General features: G+C 73.7%; 14 protein-coding genes. 5 read left to right on the plus strand and 9 right to left on the minus strand.

Translation table 11 applies throughout. From position 1 onward, the window contains the following. Positions 1 to 11: 11 nt before the first annotated feature. Positions 12 to 1,724: a class I SAM-dependent DNA methyltransferase gene (locus tag ACFWEG_RS00880; RefSeq protein WP_387207668.1), complete on the plus strand. Its 1,713-nt coding sequence runs from the start codon at positions 12 to 14 to the stop codon at positions 1,722 to 1,724. A 174-nt stretch (positions 1,725 to 1,898) separates the two neighbouring features. Here the strand turns inward: ACFWEG_RS00880 and ACFWEG_RS00885 are convergent, their stop codons facing one another. From ACFWEG_RS00885 to ACFWEG_RS00900, 4 genes are all read right to left on the minus strand, one after another. Then, positions 1,899 to 3,791 carry an alkyl/aryl-sulfatase gene (locus ACFWEG_RS00885; RefSeq protein WP_387207670.1) on the minus strand — a complete coding sequence of 631 codons (1,893 nt, stop codon included), beginning with the start codon at positions 3,789 to 3,791 and terminating at the stop codon, positions 1,899 to 1,901. Positions 3,792 to 4,350: 559 nt separating this feature from the next. Beyond that, complete coding sequence (locus ACFWEG_RS00890; protein WP_387207672.1) at positions 4,351 to 5,688, minus strand: glycosyltransferase family 2 protein; 1,338 nt, start codon at positions 5,686 to 5,688, stop codon at positions 4,351 to 4,353. 39 nt (positions 5,689 to 5,727) lie between these two features. Next, positions 5,728 to 6,921: a non-hydrolyzing UDP-N-acetylglucosamine 2-epimerase gene (gene wecB, locus ACFWEG_RS00895; protein ID WP_387207674.1), complete on the minus strand. Its 1,194-nt coding sequence runs from the start codon at positions 6,919 to 6,921 to the stop codon at positions 5,728 to 5,730. A gap of 293 nt (positions 6,922 to 7,214) precedes the next feature. Continuing rightward, complete coding sequence (locus ACFWEG_RS00900) at positions 7,215 to 7,991, minus strand: hypothetical protein (protein ID WP_387207676.1); 777 nt, start codon at positions 7,989 to 7,991, stop codon at positions 7,215 to 7,217. Positions 7,992 to 8,262: 271 nt separating this feature from the next. Between ACFWEG_RS00900 and ACFWEG_RS00905 the strand changes: the two genes are divergently transcribed. Then, a complete protein-coding gene (locus tag ACFWEG_RS00905) occupies positions 8,263 to 8,409 on the plus strand; it encodes a hypothetical protein (protein WP_387207678.1) in 147 nt (48 codons plus the stop codon). Between the two features lie 108 nt (positions 8,410 to 8,517). Here the strand turns inward: ACFWEG_RS00905 and ACFWEG_RS00910 are convergent, their stop codons facing one another. From ACFWEG_RS00910 to ACFWEG_RS00925, 4 genes are all read right to left on the minus strand, one after another. Beyond that, positions 8,518 to 9,168: a TetR/AcrR family transcriptional regulator gene (locus ACFWEG_RS00910; RefSeq protein WP_387207680.1), complete on the minus strand. Its 651-nt coding sequence runs from the start codon at positions 9,166 to 9,168 to the stop codon at positions 8,518 to 8,520. 28 nt (positions 9,169 to 9,196) lie between these two features. After that, entirely contained in the window at positions 9,197 to 9,331 is a 135-nt protein-coding gene (locus ACFWEG_RS00915) for a hypothetical protein (protein ID WP_387207682.1), read from the minus strand. A gap of 561 nt (positions 9,332 to 9,892) precedes the next feature. Further along, positions 9,893 to 10,189 carry an antibiotic biosynthesis monooxygenase family protein gene (locus tag ACFWEG_RS00920; protein ID WP_387207684.1) on the minus strand — a complete coding sequence of 99 codons (297 nt, stop codon included), beginning with the start codon at positions 10,187 to 10,189 and terminating at the stop codon, positions 9,893 to 9,895. A gap of 703 nt (positions 10,190 to 10,892) precedes the next feature. After that, positions 10,893 to 11,492 carry a TetR/AcrR family transcriptional regulator C-terminal ligand-binding domain-containing protein gene (locus ACFWEG_RS00925; protein WP_387207686.1) on the minus strand — a complete coding sequence of 200 codons (600 nt, stop codon included), beginning with the start codon at positions 11,490 to 11,492 and terminating at the stop codon, positions 10,893 to 10,895. Between the two features lie 194 nt (positions 11,493 to 11,686). On the opposite strand from ACFWEG_RS00925, the gene ACFWEG_RS00930 reads away from it, so the two are divergent. Further along, the gene (locus ACFWEG_RS00930; protein WP_387207688.1) at positions 11,687 to 13,144 is read left to right on the plus strand and encodes an MFS transporter; all 1,458 of its coding nucleotides are present in this window, start codon (positions 11,687 to 11,689) and stop codon (positions 13,142 to 13,144) included. 185 nt (positions 13,145 to 13,329) lie between these two features. Then, positions 13,330 to 14,307: a right-handed parallel beta-helix repeat-containing protein gene (locus ACFWEG_RS00935; protein ID WP_387207690.1), complete on the plus strand. Its 978-nt coding sequence runs from the start codon at positions 13,330 to 13,332 to the stop codon at positions 14,305 to 14,307. A gap of 51 nt (positions 14,308 to 14,358) precedes the next feature. Here ACFWEG_RS00935 and ACFWEG_RS00940 read toward each other — a convergent pair whose 3' ends face one another. Beyond that, positions 14,359 to 15,243 (minus strand): aldo/keto reductase, encoded by an 885-nt coding sequence (locus tag ACFWEG_RS00940; protein ID WP_387207692.1) that lies wholly within the window; start codon positions 15,241 to 15,243, stop codon positions 14,359 to 14,361. 249 nt (positions 15,244 to 15,492) lie between these two features. On the opposite strand from ACFWEG_RS00940, the gene ACFWEG_RS00945 reads away from it, so the two are divergent. Continuing rightward, positions 15,493 to 15,939 carry a hypothetical protein gene (locus tag ACFWEG_RS00945; protein ID WP_387207694.1) on the plus strand — a complete coding sequence of 149 codons (447 nt, stop codon included), beginning with the start codon at positions 15,493 to 15,495 and terminating at the stop codon, positions 15,937 to 15,939. Positions 15,940 to 15,983: the final 44 nt, after the last annotated feature.

Here is a 15,983-nt window from a genome sequence, read left to right on the forward strand (position 1 = left end):
CGGTGGCGCGTATGTCGGACTCTGCGCAGCTCAGACCGAGCCCCCGAGGCGAGGCCGCCCCGGCGCTCGTCACCGGCGCGGAGGTCGCCCGTCTCGCCGGCGTCACCCGCGCCGCCGTGTCCAACTGGCGGCGCCGCTATGAGGACTTCCCCTCCATGGTCGGCGGCAGCGCCTCCAGCCCCCTGTTCGCCTGGCCCGCTGTCGAGGAGTGGCTCGCCCGCCGCCACAAGAGCCAGGAGGTCTCCCTGGAGGTCCAGGCATGGCAGGCACTCCGCGCCGAGTTCGGCGACGACACGGTCGCCGCGGTCGCCGCCGCAGCCGAACACGTCATGGGTGCCGCCGCCCCTCACACCCCCTCGCCCTCCGGCGGTCCTCCGTCCCGCGCCCCGCTCAGCGCGCACCTGAGAGAACTCCTGGACCGGCTGGCCGCCGACGCGGGCGCCACGGGCGCCGTCGAAGGCCTGGTAGCCAGGCTCGTCGACTCCGTACGCCGCACCGGATCGGACGTGACCACCTCTTCTCGCGTCGTCCGCGCCGTGCTGCGCTTCGCCCCCTCGCTGCAGAGCGGCGCGCGGGTCTTCGACCCCGCCTGCGGCATCGGAACGCTCCTGTACGCGCTACCACCCGACGGCGGTCTCGTCCGCGTCGGCCAGGACCTCGACGAGGCGTCCGGCCGGATCGCCCGCGCCCGCGCCACCCTGGCGAGCCACCCCGACACCGTGATCACGTCCGGGGACTCACTGCGCGCCGACGGCTTCACCGGACTCACCGCCGACCTCGTCGTCTGCGACCCGCCGACCGCGCTCACCGACTGGGGTCGCGAAGACCTCATGCTCGATCCCCGCTGGGAGTTCGGCACCCCCTCCCGGGCCGAGGGCGAACTGGCCTGGCTCCAGCACGCGTACTCCCACGTGGCCCCCGGCGGACACGCCCTGCTGGTCATGCCCGCCTCCGTCGCCTACCGCAAGGCCGGCCGCCGCATCCGGGCGGAACTGGTCCGGCGCGGCGTGATCAGCAAGATCGTCGCCCTTCCCAGCGGAGTCGCCTCCGGGCACGCCCTCCCCGTCCACCTCTGGCTCCTGCGCCGCCCCGACGAGGCGGGCCGACGGGCGGACACCGTCACCCTGGTCGACCTCACCGCGAGCAGCCCCGACGGACCGTTCGACCCCGCCGAGGGCCAGAGCGTCGAGGTCCCCCTCATCGACCTCCTCGACGACGACGTCGACCTCACCCCCGCCGTCCATGCCCCCGCCCTCCACCGCGACCTCGCCCTCGAGTACGAACGCGCGCGCTCCGAGATCACCTCCGCCCTCGCCGCGCTGGAGACCCTGCTGCCCGAGCTGCGCACCGGCGGCGGCACCAACCTCTGGGAGGGGGCGACCGTGACCGTCTCCGAACTCGTCCGCGCCGGCCTGGTGGACCTCAGCGACGGCACCGTGCGCGCCGGCGACGACCAGATCGACCCCGACTACCTCGACGGCTTCCTGTCCGCGGGCCCCAACATCCGCCGCTCCACCTCCCAGAGCGGCACCTACCGGCCCGACCCCCGCAGCGCCCGCATCCCCCAACGCGACCTCGCGGTCCAGCACCGCTACGGCAAGGCCTTCCGCGCCCTGCGCGACGCCGAGACCCAGGCCCTCCGCCTGACAGAAACGGTCCGCCGCATGAGCGAACTCGCCCGGGAGGGCCTGGGCAACGGCGCACTGGAACCGCACGACGGCTGAGGGCGGGGCGCGGGTCTGCCGGCGCGGTCCTCGGGATGGACGTCGGGGGAGAGGGGCAGGGGCCGGGACGGTCGTCGTCCCGGCCCCTGCCTCACGGCGGTCCGGCCGGGCCGGGGGGCACCGGCACCTCCCCCTGTTCCCGGGCAGGGCTGCCGTCGTGCGTCGGGTCCCTGCTCAGGGCGTGACGATGGCGAAGTCGGGGTCGCCGGGGTCGAGGACGGCGGTGAGCCGGGCGAGGGCGGTGCTGTCGCCGTCGACGCGGACGCCGGCCCGCTCCAGGCCCTCGGGGGTGAGCCCGGTGGTCGTGAGCGCGGACATGCCCGGGACGGTGGCGGTCAGGGCCACGTCGGCGGCGTCCTTCTGAGGGGCGGCGGTGTACGTGAGGACGCCGTTGGCCAGGGTGAGGCGGTAGCGCTCGTCCGCGTCCGTGAGGTGCACGTCGACGGTGAGGTGCTCGTTCCAGGCTTTGGGCCCGTCGATCTGGATCGCGAGCGCGTCGAAGAGCATGGTGGGGGACAGGTGGGCGACGATGTCCGGCGACGCGGTGACGGTGGGGGTTCCGAACCGGCCCTCGCGCAGCTCGGTGGTGCCGGAGAGGTAGAAGTTGCGCCAGGTCCCGTTCTCGGCGCCGTAGCCGAGCTGCTCGAGGGTGTCGGCGAGCAGCTCCCGGGCGGGGGTGTGATCGGGGTCGGCGAAGACGACGTGGCTCAGGACCTCGGCCGCCCACCGGTAGTCCCCTTCGTCGAACGCACCGCGTGCCTTGTCGACGACCGCGTCGGCGCCGCCCATGAACTCCGTGTAGCGCCGGCCGGCCTCGACCGGCGGGTGCTGCCACAGGTGGGCGGGGTTGCCGTCGAACCAGCCCATGTAGCGCTGGTAGATCGCCTTGAGGTTGTGGCTGACCGAGCCGTAGTAGCCGTGGGTGTTCCAGGCGTTCTCCAGGGCGGGCGGCAGCTGCAGGTGCTCGGCGATCTCCGCCCCCGTCCAGCCCTTGTTGATCAGCCGCAGGGACTGGTCGTGGAGGTAGCCGTACAGGTCGCGCTGCTGCGTCAGGAACCCGACGACGTTCTCCCGGCCCCAGGTGGGCCAGTGGTGGGAGGCGAAGGCGACGTCGGTGGTCCCGCCGAACAGGTCGACGGCCTCGGTCAGGGCCCTCGACCAGAGGTAGGGGTCGCGGACGACGGCGCCGCGCAGGGTCAGCAGGTTGTGCAGGGTGTGGGTGGCGTCCTCGGCCGTGCACAGTGCCCTGAAGTCGGGGAAGTGGATCAGCAGTTCGGCCGGGGCCTCGGTGTTCGGGGCCATCTGGAAGACCATCCTGATCCCGTCGACGGTCTCCTCCTGGCCCGTCTCGGTGACCGTCAGGGTCGGCGGGATCAGGGTGACCGTGCCGGTCGACGTGGTCTGCCCCAGCCCGGCCCCTACCGCGCCCCGCGGTCCGCGCGCGAGCGCCGCGCCGTACATGTAGGCGGCGCGGCGGCCCATCGCGGTGCCCGCGTACACGTTCTCCGCGACCGCGTGCTCCGTGAAGCCCTCCGGCGCGATGACCGTGACGCGGCCCGCGTCGACGTCGTCCTGGGTGGTGACGCCCTTGACGCCGCCGAAGTGGTCGACGTGCGAGTGGGTGTACAGCACCGCGGTCACCGGCCGCGGCCCGCGGTGCTCCCGGTACAGCTCCAGGGCCGCGGCGGCGGTCTCGGTGGAGATCAGCGGGTCGATCACGAGCACACCCTCGTCACCCTCGACGAAGGTGACGTTCGACAGGTCGAGCCCGCGGACCTGGTAGATGCCCTCCACGACCTCGAACAGGCCCTGCTCCGCGACGAGCCGCGACTGGCGCCACAGACTCGGGTTAACCGTGTCGGGCGCCTCTCCTTCGAGGAAGGCGTAGGTGTCGTTGTCCCAGACGGCGCGTCCGTCCTCAGCGGTGACGAGGCCGGGGACGCGGCGGGCGACGAGTCCGCGTGCGGCGTCCTCGAAGTCCGTTCGGTCCGAGAAGGGCAGGCGGTCCCGAAGGGCGGCCTGCTGGCGGGCGATGGAAGGCTGCGCGGCTTTCGGCGAGTAGCTCATTCACCCACATTCGCACCGTTTGTCATGCTTTGGGCTCCGCGACGCGGTCGCGTCGCGGTCGACCGCACCGGCCGGACCGGCCGGGCCCGGGGACACGCGGGGCGGCGTGCGGCTGCCACGCCCCGCCGGTCAGGGGAAACCGCGTCCGTCACCGCTCCACGTGCACGGCGGGCGAACCGTCTCCCACGGTCCTGTGTCCAGGACCTGGCGTCGTGCGACGGGCGGAACTCCACACCGATCGGGTCACGTTCGGGGCCGAGTCGGGCGGCGTCGTTCGGTCGGGCCGCACGAAGACCGGCGACGTGGCGGCGATCCTCGTCACCAGCGGCCTACCCGGCGCCGGGGCGGCCGCTGCGCGTCTCGCCGAGACCGCGGACGTGTCCGGCGGCTCCGTCCGGTTCGGGACAACGGGCCAGGACGTCGTTCAGGCCGATGCGGTCTTCCCGGGGCAGGGCGGGGGGCGGGTGGGCCGGCCGGTCACCTGCCGTACGGTCGACGGCCGTGGCGGTGCGGCGGACGGGTCCCTGCGCCACGGTGGAGACGCGGCCGGGGTTGGCGGTCACGCCTCGGTGGCCACGGGGCCGCTGTGACGGGTCTCGGCGTTGCGGCGGGTCTTCGCCCACCCGGTGCGGCCGCGCAGGAGCCGGACGAAGCCGCGGGCGGAGACGATGAAGAGGTGGTAGGCGTACAGCCACAGGGACAGGCCCCACAGCACCCCCTTGAGCCGGGAGTGGTCCGGGGCGTACTGGGCGCGGTAGACCGGGCCCCACAGGACGAACGGCACGACGGACACGACGCCGAGGGCGAGCGCGAGCGGCCAGGCGGCGAGCAGGACGCCGCCACCGGTGAGGACCACCGCGGTCAGGACGCAGGTCAGCAGCAGGGTCGCGAGGTGCGCGACCGGCTGCAGGAAGGTGTACAGCGACTCCAGGACGCCTCGGGCCCCGTAGTGGCGGGAGGCGATGATCCGGGGGGCGTACCGGACACAGGTGATGTTGCCCTGGGCCCAGCGGGTGCGCTGGGTGAGGAAGCGCCGGGTGTGCGGGAGGGCTTCCTGGGTGACCCAGGTGTCCGCGAGGTGCGTGACCCGGTAGCCGGCCAGGCGCATCTGCAGGCCCAGCTCGTAGTCCTCGAGCAGGGCGTCGTGCTGCCAGGGGCGCCGCTCGGGGCCGGCGATCCCGTCCAGTGCGGACAACCGGGTGAACTGGCCGTTCCCGCCGAGCCCGACGGATCCCGTGCCTCGGCGCAGGAGCTGCATCCCGGTGTTGGACGTGGCGAACTCCGCGTCCTGCATGCGGATCAGGAGCCGGGCGTAGGCGTTGGCGACGCGTCCCTTCGCGGGCAGGGGCCGCGGGTCGTCGGCGTTGCGCATCCGCACCCCGATCTGGACGCCGCCGGTGTCCGCGTCGGCGAACGCGTCGGCACCGGCGACGAAGTCCAGTGCATCCGGGCTGAGTTGCCCGTCGGCGTCGACGACGCAGACGACGACACGCGCACGGTCGGCATCCGCGGGCAGGTGCTCGCCCAGGGCTTCGTAGGCGGCGTTCAGGGCGGCGCCCTTGCCGGTGCGGGCGTGGGGGCGGCGGCGGGAGACGAGGTGGACCAGCGGGTCGCGTGCGGCGAGGTCGGAGACGAGGAGACCGGTGCGGTCGTCGCTGGCGTCGTCGATCACCCACACGTGAGCGGCGGGGAAGCGCGAGCGCAGGAGCGTCGTCGTGGTCGCGACGACCGCCTCCTCGTCCCGGCACGGAACGAAGAAGTGCCAGCCGAACGAGGCCGGATCGCCCCTGGTGGAGGGCTGCCTGCGGGCGTAGGCGTACCGCGCCCCGGCCCAGTACACGAGGAAGCAGGCCAGCAGGAGGAACGGGAGGACGAACAGCAGGACGTGGTCGAGCACGAGGACTCCTCGGTCAGGTGCGGCAGGCGGGCGCCGGGATCACGCGGCGGCCGGGCGGCGGACCGGACCGGTCCGCCGGGCCCCGCGCTCCACGGGCGGTCCCGGGACGGCGTCCTCGCGCCGGGCGGCTCGCGCGATCAGGTCGACGATGCGTCGTGAGGCCCGGCCGTCCCCGAACGGGCTGGGGAGCGAGGCGAGACGGCGCAGGCCGGCAGCGCCCTCGGCGAGCCGGCGGCGGACGGCTGCACCGATGCGGGGACCGGGCGGGACCAGCTCGGCGAACTCGGCCAGGGCTTCGGGGCGTTCGGTCGACCTCCGCACGCAGACCAGGGGGCGTCCGAGCACGGTGCTCTCCTCCTGGACGCCGCCCGAGTCGGAGATCAGGACGGCGGCGTCGCCCGCCAGTGCGAGGAACGACGCGTAGTCGACCGGAGCGATGCACCTGATGTCGGCGAGCAGCGGGCGGAGGCCGGCCTGCTCGGCCCGGACACGGGTCCGCGGGTGCAGGGGCAGGACGACCGGGAGCTCGCGTGCGAGCCCGGCCAGCTCCTCCAGGACCGCGGCCAGGACCGCCGGGTCGTCGGTGTTCTCCGGGCGGTGGATCGTCGCCAGGACGTAGCCGTCGCGCTCCAGGGCGTGCCGGGCCAGGACCTCCGCGCAGGTCCCGGCGCGGGGGCGGTGGTGGTGCACGGCTTCCACCACCGTGTTGCCGGTGACGCTGATCCGCTGGTCCGGCGTGCCCTCCGCCAGGAGCAGGGACCGGTTGTCGGGCGTCGCCGCGCACAGGACGTCGGCGAGCCGATCGATGACCACCCGGTTGTGCTCCTCGGGCATGGCACGGTCGTGGCTGCGCAGTCCGGCCTCGACGTGGACCAGGGGGATGTCGCGGGCGTTCGCGGCCAGCGCCCCGGAGAGGGCCGCGTTCGTGTCGCCCTGCACGACGACGGCCCGGGGGAGTCGGTCGGCGAACCGGGCGTCCAGCCCTTCCAGCGCGGTCGCGATCTGGACGGCCCGCGGCCGGCCGCCCACCCCCGCCAGGTACTCGGGTTCCGGCATGCCCAGGCCGGCCAGGACGTCCTGCGACATCGCGCCGTCGTAGTGCTGGCCGGTGTGCAGGACCCTGGCCGCGGGCCCCAGCAGCCGGACCGGCTCGGCGAGCTTCACCAGCTCCGGCCGGGTCCCCAGGACGACGGCCACGCTTCCAGCCGAAAGGGGTTCATCAGGGGTGCTCATGCGGAGCAACGCTAACGTCGAACGATTCGATGCCCCGTGCCCGACGTGTGGTCCCTCCGTGCTCGAAGAGATGTCACGACCGAAGGCCCGGGACGTTCGGTGGCGCAGCGGCGCCGGGTGAGGACGCACTTCCCGTGCGGCGGTGACGTTGGTCCCGCGGACTCCCGCACGGCACCGCACCGCGTGGGAGTCGTGCGGCCGGGCACGGAGTCCGCGTCGCAGCACGTTCGACGGGTGGCTCGTCCGTCGTACGGACTCGTCTTCCTCACCGGTCGCCGCCCGTCCCTGACCGGTCAGTCCGTCGGCCGGCGCACGCGGCTGTCGTCCGTCACCTCGTACACGTCGATGCGCAGGAGCTGCCGGACGTGGGCCGGGACGCGCGCGGCGGCCCTGAGGGACGAGGACGGTACGACGAGGGCGTAGCGGGTGCGCGGGTCCTGGCCGGTCATGCGGCGCAGGAGTTGGCCGTAGGCGATGTCGGCGTCGATGCCCTTCTCGCGGGTGCGGCCCTTGGCCTCGCAGATCAGCCGCTCTGCTCCGCGCACGGCCTCCAGGTCGGTCCACTTGTCCGTGGGGTCGACCGGTGTCCAGCCTTCGGCCAGCAGCCAGGTGCGGAAGGCGTCGAGCACCCGGTCCTCGTCGCTCGCGCGGGCCAGCACCTTCGTCAGGGCCGCCAGGTCGACGTCCTCGTTGCGGTGCAGCCGGCCGCGGCTGTCGGCGTCCAGGTCGGCGGGGCGGACGACGACCAGGCGGATGCCGTGCGCGGGGATCTCGGCGTCGCGCCGGGCGTCGTACTGGGCGCGTTGCTCGCCGCGGTGGACGCCGCTGACGGTCAGCCGGTCCGGCTTGTCGAAGTGGGGCGTCGGCCGGTCGTGCTGCGGCTCGCGGTACTCCACCACGAGCTGGTGCCCCGGCCAGTAGGCGTCCACCTGCAGCCTGACCCGCCGGCCGTCCGCCCCGGGGTCCCCCAGCAACCAGTCGAACCGGTGCTGCGTCCGGGCGCTCTCCCCGAGGATCCGCTCGCACAAGCCGACGACGTAGGCCTCGTCGCTGTCGTCCCGCGTCCCCATGACCGGGCATCCTGCCACCGCTCGCGGTCGGTGGGACAGGGTCGGAGAACCTTGCCTGCGCCGGAGCCGGTGGCGAGCGATACTGCGTGCCGTGGAACGTGCAGATCTTGCTCTCGCTCTCGAAGGGCATGGCACCGGTACTGCCCACCGGGTTGCCCTGGCATTGCGTGCCGGGGTCCCGTTCCGGGGCTACTCCGAAGCCCCGCAGTCGGCTCGCCGTTTCCTCACCACCTGGGCGTGGCGAGCCCGGTGCATGGCGGAGGACGGGATGGTGAGCGGCAAAGACCTCGCGCGGGGGCTGCAGGCCCTCGAGCGCCACGGAGACGCGCTCGTCGCCCTTGCGCGAGTGGACATGGCCGAGGGCACGCACCTGGTCTTCCTGACCGCCGACGGCAGCTCCTGCGTGGCGGTGCTGTAGGGCCGGTCCGACGCCTTTCATTCGACGGAGACTCGCCGATCAGCGGATCTCGTTGCCGGGGTGGTGTGGGAGGCATCGGCGACCGATCAACGTCCCGCCCCCCTGTCGTCACGCGATCGTTCGCCGACGGGCAGGCGGCGCGAGCGGGTGCGGCGCCACGTCGTCGCACGGCTGCGTACGGGGCGCTGTGCCGAGTCCCTGGTGGATGAGGTGCAGGGTGAGGGTGGCGACGTGGTCGGGGTCGGTGCCTTGGTCGACGGCGGTCATCGCGGCTTGGAGGAGGCCGCCGATGAGCTGGGCGGTCAGGCGGGGGTCGGTGGGGCCGAGGTCGGCGACGGCGGTGATGAGGGGGGTGTAGTGGAGGTGGTGGAGTTCGTGGACGCGGTCGCGGCACTCGGTGGGGAGGTCGGCGCGCATGAGGGCGGCGGCCGGGCGATGGAGGCCCTGGGCGGAGAGGTGGAGTTCGGCGCGGACGAAGGCGTCGATGCGTGCGCGGGGGTCGCTCGCTTCTGTCAGTGCCTGGGTCATGGCGGCGTTCGCGGTGGTGAAGGTGTCTTCCACGACCGCGGCGAGCAGGGGGCCGCTGGAGGGGAAGTACTGGTAGAAGCTGGGGCGGGACAGCCCTGCGCGTGCGGTGACGGCGGCCGGGGTGACGGCGGCGGCGCTCTGCTCGGCGAGGATGTCGACGGCGGCGCGGATCAGCGCCGCCCGTTGCTGGGCGCGGTGCTCAGGAACGGTGGCGGCGCTGATCTTGGGCATGGTGCGGGGGCCCTTTCGACTCGGGTGGTCAGGTGAGGCGGCCGTCCCTGAGGGCTGTGACGCGGTCGGCTGTGTCCAGTATCTCCGTGTCGTGGGTGACCATGCCGGCGGCGGTGTCGTCGGTGCGGGTCTGCCCGGCCGGGCCGAGGACGAGCAGCAGCACGGCGGCCGGTGCGACCTGACTCGCCTCCGGCGAGAACGGCGCGGAGGAAGCGGCGGATCAGCATCCTGGTGCTGGACTCGGCGGTGTAGCCGGGTCAGGCGGGCGCACGCTCCGGCCTGGTCGACGGTCGGGGTGCCCGGCTTCTCGTCGATCGCCGCCGTGTCGGCCGAGGAGGCGAGCCGCAGGGCCACGGCGGTGGCCTGGTCGGCCACGGGGCAGGGACCTCGCCGAAAAGGCCGTGGCGCGGCTTCTGCCGCAGCGGCAGCGGCGCGTGGACGGTGCCGACGTCGCCGAAGGAGGCGTGGCCGATGGCGGTCACCGGGGTGTGGGCCCGGCCGACGGCGAGCCGGTCGCCGGTGTGGACGCCTTCCTTACGGCGTCCTGGCCGACCGGGACGCCGTCGGCGCCCGTCTTCGACAGGGGCCTGCCCGAGACGGGCGAGGGGGCGGGGGAGCCGGTGGGCTCCACTCGGAAGGCCGTCAGGTCCCGCTGCTCGGCCCCGAGCCGGACAGCGGGGCGTGGACGGGCCACCGGCCCAGCGGCTCGGCGTATCCGCTCTCCTCAGGCGCCGACGGCGACCACGGTCTCGAACGACTCCACGTCGCCCGCCATGCCCGGCGACGACGTCGAGTGCGCGTCGTGGAAGGACGCCGACCGCATCCAGGCGCTGAACGCGTCCTTGGAGACGAAGTCCATCACCGCCACGTACACGGCGCCCTCGCCCTGCGGCCGCAGCAGACGAGCCCCCAGCAGGCCCTCCACATCGGCCAGGTGCGCGCCCATGCTCGCCCCGAACTGCTCCTCGAACCCCGCGGCAGCCGCAGCAGGAACAGGAATCCGGTTCATCACAGTGAACATCTCTGACATCACTCCACAGATCGTGTCCGGCGCCGACGGAACTTGTCGACGCTCGTGTCAGCATCCTACGCCACTTTCCTGACGCGCGTGTCAGCATGTTCGTGGGGGTCGCCCCGCCGCCGGGCCGCCGCATCCGGAACCCTGACCCTGAGCGGGCATGTCCCGTCGCACCGGGCAGACCGGGTTCCGGCGGCTGGGCTCACCCGCCGGGGCAGGCGGGTCCGAGGGCGAGGGGGGTCTCGGCCGACCGGCCCTCGTTGATCCCCCATCGATGGGCTGACGAGATCGTGCGCAGCGTCTGGTTCATCCCTGGGCGCGAGACGTCGTACCTACGAGGCCACCACGAAACCCCAGGTCGCCACCGCCAACTGACGTTCCTTCCGAACCCGGAGCGGTTCAGTGCGGCGTTTGCCGGGGCAGCGGCCCGGGGTGCATCGCCTCGGGCCGCTTGGACTGGGGGCGGACAGTTCCCGGATCAGGTTCGGGGCGATCGGAAATCGCTTGTGGTGATTCGCCGGCGCGGGACGGGAGTCGGTCCTGGCCGCCTGAACCGGTCGTCGCGGCAGGCCGGAAGCGTCCCCGACGGCACCGCGTTCGCGCCCACCCGGATGGACCGATGGACCGTGCGCCGGGACGGGGCGCGTCGCGGTCGTGAGGTCTGGTGGCGCGGATTCCCGTGCAGGCAAGGCTTCCTGACGATCCGTCATCTCACCGCACGGGCCGCCGCGACGGCGGAGAGGGCGGCGTGGTCGGCGTCGGCGTCCGTGAGGGGGTGGCCGGTGTTGAGGAGGGCGTAGTAGAGGGGGGCGGAGACGGCGGCGACGACGCGGTGGGGGTCGGTGCCGTGGGGGAGTTCGCCGCGGGCGACGGCGTCGGTGACGCAACCGGTCCACTCCTCGATGCGGACGGCGTAGAAGCGGTGGAGGGCGGCGGCGGCCTGCTCGTTGCAGAGGGACGCGGCGATGAGCGCCTTGAACAGGCGCCCCTGGCGCGGGTCGGTGAGGGTCCGCACGACGAGGCGGGCGTTTGCGCGCAGGTCCTCCTCGACGGAGCCGGTGTCGGCGCGGGGGAGGGACTGGGCGGCCATGTCCTCCAGCAGGTCGGCGGCCAGCGCCCCCGGCGTCCCCCAGCGGCGGTAGACGGTGGTCTTGCCGACGTCCGAGCGGCGGGCGATCTCGGCCAGGTCGAGCCCGGCGAAACCCTCCTCGACCAGGGCGTCGCTCGCCGCGCGCAGGACGGCGTCGCGGACGCGGGCGGTGCGTCCGCCGGGACGGACGGTTCCCGGGGCGGGGGATTCGGGCACGGCGGCCTCCTGCCGGCTGTGGCGGACTCGATCTACCCCCATCTTATCGGAACCAGGGTTCTCTTACGAGCCGCCGCAGTGCTACAGTCCTCTACGTAACGGCACACGAGACCCGTTAAGCCAGCCGGGTCGGCCCGTGCCCCTCCGCCGCGCTCCTCCCGCCCCGCCCTCGCGGGGCCTGCGAAAGGACGGTCATGTCCACCATCGATTCGGCCCCGCGGTCCACCGCCGGGACCTCCGCCTCGACACCGCCCCCGCAGCCGCTGACCGGTCGGCTGAAGGTCGTCATGGCGGTGCTGCTGGTCGCCCAGTTCATGCTGGCCGTCGACTTCTCGATCCTGAACGTCGCGCTGCCCGTGGTCGGCGAGGGCCTGGGCTTCTCGCTGTCCGACCTGCAGTGGATCGCCACCTCGTTCGCGCTGGCCGCGGCCGGTTTCACCCTCCTCTTCGGCCGGCTCGGCGACCTTGTCGGCCGCAAGCGCACCTTCCTCGTGGGCCTGGGCGTGCTGGGCGCGGCCTCGCTGATGGGCGGGCTCGCCACGAGCCCCGAGGTCCTGCTGGCCGCCCGCGTCCTCCAGGGGCTGGCGACCGCGGCCGTCACCCCGGCCGGCCTGTCGCTGCTGACCACCTCCTTCCCCGAGGGGCCGCTGCGGCAGAAGGCGCTGGGCCTGAACGGGGCGCTGATGTCGGCCGGGTTCACCGCCGGGGCCGTCCTCGGCGGGGTGCTCACCGACCTGCTCTCCTGGCGCTGGGCGTTCTTCGTCAACGTCCCCGTCGCGCTGGCCGTGCTCCTCGTCGCCCCGGCCGTCATCACCGAGTCGCGGCCCGCGGTCCGGCCGAAGCCCGACCTGCCCGGGGCCCTGTCGGTCACCCTCGGCCTGCTCGCCGTCGTCTACGGCCTCACCCGGGCCGGCGAGCACGGCTGGGGCGACGCCCACACACTGGTCGGCCTGGCCGCCGGCGCCGCGCTGCTGGTCGTCTTCGTCCTCGTCGAGCGCCGGGCCGACCAGCCCCTGGTCCCGCTGGGCGTGCTCACGCGGCCCTCCGTCGCGTGGGGCAACGTCGTCGGCCTGCTGGCCTTCGTCACCGAGACCTCCCTGGTCTACCTGCTGACGCTCTACCTCCAGAAGACCCTGGGCTTCACGCCGCTGGAGGCCGGTCTCTCCTTCGGCGTCCTCGGCATCGGCACCGTCGTCGGCGGCATGCTCGCGCCGAAGGTCATCGCCCGCTTCTCCACCCCGACCGCGCTGGTGTTCGGCGGTGTCGTCCAGGCCGTCTTCACCGCCGCGCTCCTGTTCCTCGGCACCACCACGACCGCCTCGATGGCGCTGCTGCTGCCGGCGACGTTCTTCGGCGGGGTCGGCAACATGCTCGTCATCGTCGGGTTCATGGTCACCGCCACGTCCGGGCTGCCCGACCACGAGCAGGGCCTGGCCACCGGGCTCGCCACGATGTCCCAGCAGGTCGGCATCACCATGGGAACCCCGATCATGTCGACGGTCGTCACCGCGGCGACCGCCGGCGCGGCCACCGCGGGCGCGGTCCTCCACGGCGTCACCGTGGCCGTCGCGGCCAACACCGCGCTCGTCCTGCTCGGCGTGCTCGTCGCCGCGGTCTTCCTCCGCGCGAGGTCCACCGCGGCCCGCGCGTGACCCGCGCACGGCGCGCCCCGCACCCCGCGTCCGACGGAAGGCCGTCGGCGCGGGGCCGGCCGCTGTCCGCGTCGCTCCCGCGTCCGCCCGCAACTCCCGGTGTTGGTCTAGGCCTTGATGTGGGCATGGCGCACACTGGGCGCGTGCGCCCCCACCGCACGTCGTCGTTCGTCGGAAGGTCTTCCATGGGAAACACCACGGGCCGCCGCTCCCTGGCAGCCGTCGCGGTCGCCGCGACCCTCACCGCGCTCGCCGGCGCGCCTGCCGCCGCGGGCGACGGGCGGACGGTCGCCGTCGTGACGGGCGCGCAGCTGAAGGCAGCGCTGCAGGCGGCCGCGCCGGGGGACACCATCCGGCTCGCGGACGGTGTCTACACCGGCAACTTCAAGGCCACCGCCGCCGCCCGCGCCGACGCGCGCATCACGCTGACCGGTTCGTCCCGCGCCGTCCTGCGGACGAGCACCGGCGGCGGGAACGTCCTGCACCTGAACGGGGCCTCGTACTGGACCGTGCAGGGCGTCACGCTCACCCACGCCCAGAAGGGCATGATGATCGACGCGGCGGCCGGCGTCGTGGTCGACGGGGTGACCGTCCACGACCTGACCATGGAGGGCGTCCACTTCCGGACGTCGAGCACCGACGGGGTGCTGCGCGACTCCTGGATCCACGACACCGGCCAGGACGGCCGCGGCATGGGCGAGGGCGTGTACGTCGGGACGGCGAACACGCTGTCCGACCGCAGCGACCGGGTGCAGATCCTGGGCAACACCTTCGGCCCGTGGGTGCGCGGCGAGGCGGTGGACCTCAAGGAGGGCACCACCGGCGGCCGGGTCGCGGACAACACCTTCGACGGCACGGGCCTGACCGGCCGCAACTTCGACGACTCCTGGGTGGACGTCAAGGGCAACGACTACGTCATCGAGGGCAACCGGGGGGTGAACACGACGAACAACGGCTTCGAGGTGCACACCCAGGTCCCCGGTTGGGGGTGCGGCACGGTGTTCCGCGGCAACCACGCCGACCTCAACGGGGCGACGGGCAGCGGTCGTTACGCGATCCACGCCATCGACCACAGCGCCGCGTGCCCGACGAGGGTGACGCCCGACAACACCGTCACCGGCGGCCGCGGGCTGGTGAACCCGGGTGTGCCGGTGACGCCCTGACGGCGGGCGGGGGCCGTCAAGCGCCGTGCCTGCCGCGGGAGTTGCCGCTGCTCAGCTCGCGTCGAGGCGGGCGAGCTGGTCCGGGGTGAGGGTGAGGTCGGCCGCCGCGGCGGAGTCGGTGACGGAGGCGGGGTGCTTGGCGCCGGGGATCGGGATGACCGCGGGGGACCGGGCCAGCTCCCACGCGAGGGCGACCCGCTGCGGGGAGACGCCGAGTTCGTCCGCGACGGACCGGAACGCGGGGTGCCGCGCGGCGAGTTCCTTCGCGTCGGCGAGGCCGCCGAGCGGGCTCCAGGCCAGGAAGGCGAGCCCGAGTTCGGCGCAGACCTCGATCTCGGGAGCGCTGCTGCGGAAGCCGGGGGAGAACTGGTTCTGCACGCTGACGAGCGCGTCGCCGAGGACGGCGTGGGCGAGGCGGATCTGCGCCGGGTCGGCGTTGGAGAGCCCCACCATGGCCACCTTGCCGCTGTCGTGGATCTCCTTGAGCGTGCCCACGACCTCCTCGTAGGGCACGGCCGGGTCGGGCCGGTGGTGCTGCCACAGGGTGATCCGCTCGACGCCGAGGCGGCCGAGCGAGTCGTCGACGGCCTTGCGCAGGTGCGAGGCCGAGCTGTCGGTGTCCCAGCCGCCGCCGTCGGTGCGGACGTGGCCGCCCTTGGTGGCCAGCAGGACCCGGTCGCGGGCGCCGAGTTCGTCCAGGAGGCCGGCGACGAGGCGCTCGTTCTCCCCCTGCGCGCCGGCGCCCTTCTCGTCGCCGGGGCCGTAGGCGTCCGCGGTGTCGAACAGCGTGACGCCCGCCTCCAGGGCCGCCGTCACCGTGTCGAGGAGCTGCCGCCGCGGCTGCGGGCCGGTCTGGTCGAACGTCATCAGGCCCAGGCCGACGGCCCCGACCTCGTGCCGTCCGACGGTGTCGTTGCCGAGGTGTCGTGTCTGCATACCTGTACTTCCTCGCGAGGGTTCCGGATCCGGTGCCCCGGCGACCGCCTTGCGGCGTCCGACGGCGCTCCGACGGAGTACTGCCCCGTTCCGGTCGTCCGGAACGCCGGCCGGTCGAGGGCGACCGCGACGGCGGGCCGCCGAAAGGGTGTCGGGGTGTAACTCCCGTTACTGCAGGGCCTCTTGTGGGTTGTCATGAACGCGCTCTATGGTGCGCGGGACCGTTCCGCGTCCTTGAGGAGATTGACGATGACGTCCCTCCGCACCGCCGCCGCAACCGTGGCCGTCGCCCTCGCCGCACTCGGCGTGAGCGCCCCGTCCGCGCAGGCCGCCCCCGTGGCCGCCCCCGTCCAGGCCGCCCCCGCCGCCGTCACCACCCTCGGCGCACCCGACGCCTGCGGGCAGGACCCGTGGACCACCGGCGTCCCCGACCAGCCGTTCGGCTTCGACTACACGCAGCCCTGCCGCAACCACGACTCCTGTCGCGCGCAGGCCGACGCCGACCGGGTCGCCGGCCGGACGAACCTGACCCAGCACCGCAACGCCGCCTACGCCTGCCACAACCGCTTCTCCGACGAGTTGCACCGCGTCTGCGACGTCACCCCGAACCGGTCCGTCGCGGCCCGCTCGGCCTGCCACGCCACCGCCGGGCTATACTTCAGCGCAGTGTGGGCCTTCAACACGCCGGTGAGCTGAGGCACCGGACGGCACCCCCAGGGGCGGCGGGGACGCCACGCGCG

It is taken from the genome of Streptomyces sp. NPDC060194 (assembly GCF_042728285.1).
GTDB lineage: Bacteria > Actinomycetota > Actinomycetes > Streptomycetales > Streptomycetaceae > Streptomyces.

Coding starts and splice junctions, on each gene's coding strand:
- ACFWEG_RS00880 (WP_387207668.1), top strand. CDS start 12: ATGTCGGACTCTGCGCAGCTCAGACCGAGCCCCCGAGGCGAGGCCGCC.
- ACFWEG_RS00885 (WP_387207670.1), bottom strand. CDS start 3,791: ATGAGCTACTCGCCGAAAGCCGCGCAGCCTTCCATCGCCCGCCAGCAG.
- wecB (WP_387207674.1), bottom strand. CDS start 6,921: ATGAGCACCCCTGATGAACCCCTTTCGGCTGGAAGCGTGGCCGTCGTC.
- ACFWEG_RS00900 (WP_387207676.1), bottom strand. CDS start 7,991: ATGGGGACGCGGGACGACAGCGACGAGGCCTACGTCGTCGGCTTGTGC.
- ACFWEG_RS00910 (WP_387207680.1), bottom strand. CDS start 9,168: ATGCCCAAGATCAGCGCCGCCACCGTTCCTGAGCACCGCGCCCAGCAA.
- ACFWEG_RS00920 (WP_387207684.1), bottom strand. CDS start 10,189: ATGTTCACTGTGATGAACCGGATTCCTGTTCCTGCTGCGGCTGCCGCG.
- ACFWEG_RS00930 (WP_387207688.1), top strand. CDS start 11,687: ATGTCCACCATCGATTCGGCCCCGCGGTCCACCGCCGGGACCTCCGCC.
- ACFWEG_RS00935 (WP_387207690.1), top strand. CDS start 13,330: ATGGGAAACACCACGGGCCGCCGCTCCCTGGCAGCCGTCGCGGTCGCC.
- ACFWEG_RS00940 (WP_387207692.1), bottom strand. CDS start 15,243: ATGCAGACACGACACCTCGGCAACGACACCGTCGGACGGCACGAGGTC.
- ACFWEG_RS00945 (WP_387207694.1), top strand. CDS start 15,493: ATGACGTCCCTCCGCACCGCCGCCGCAACCGTGGCCGTCGCCCTCGCC.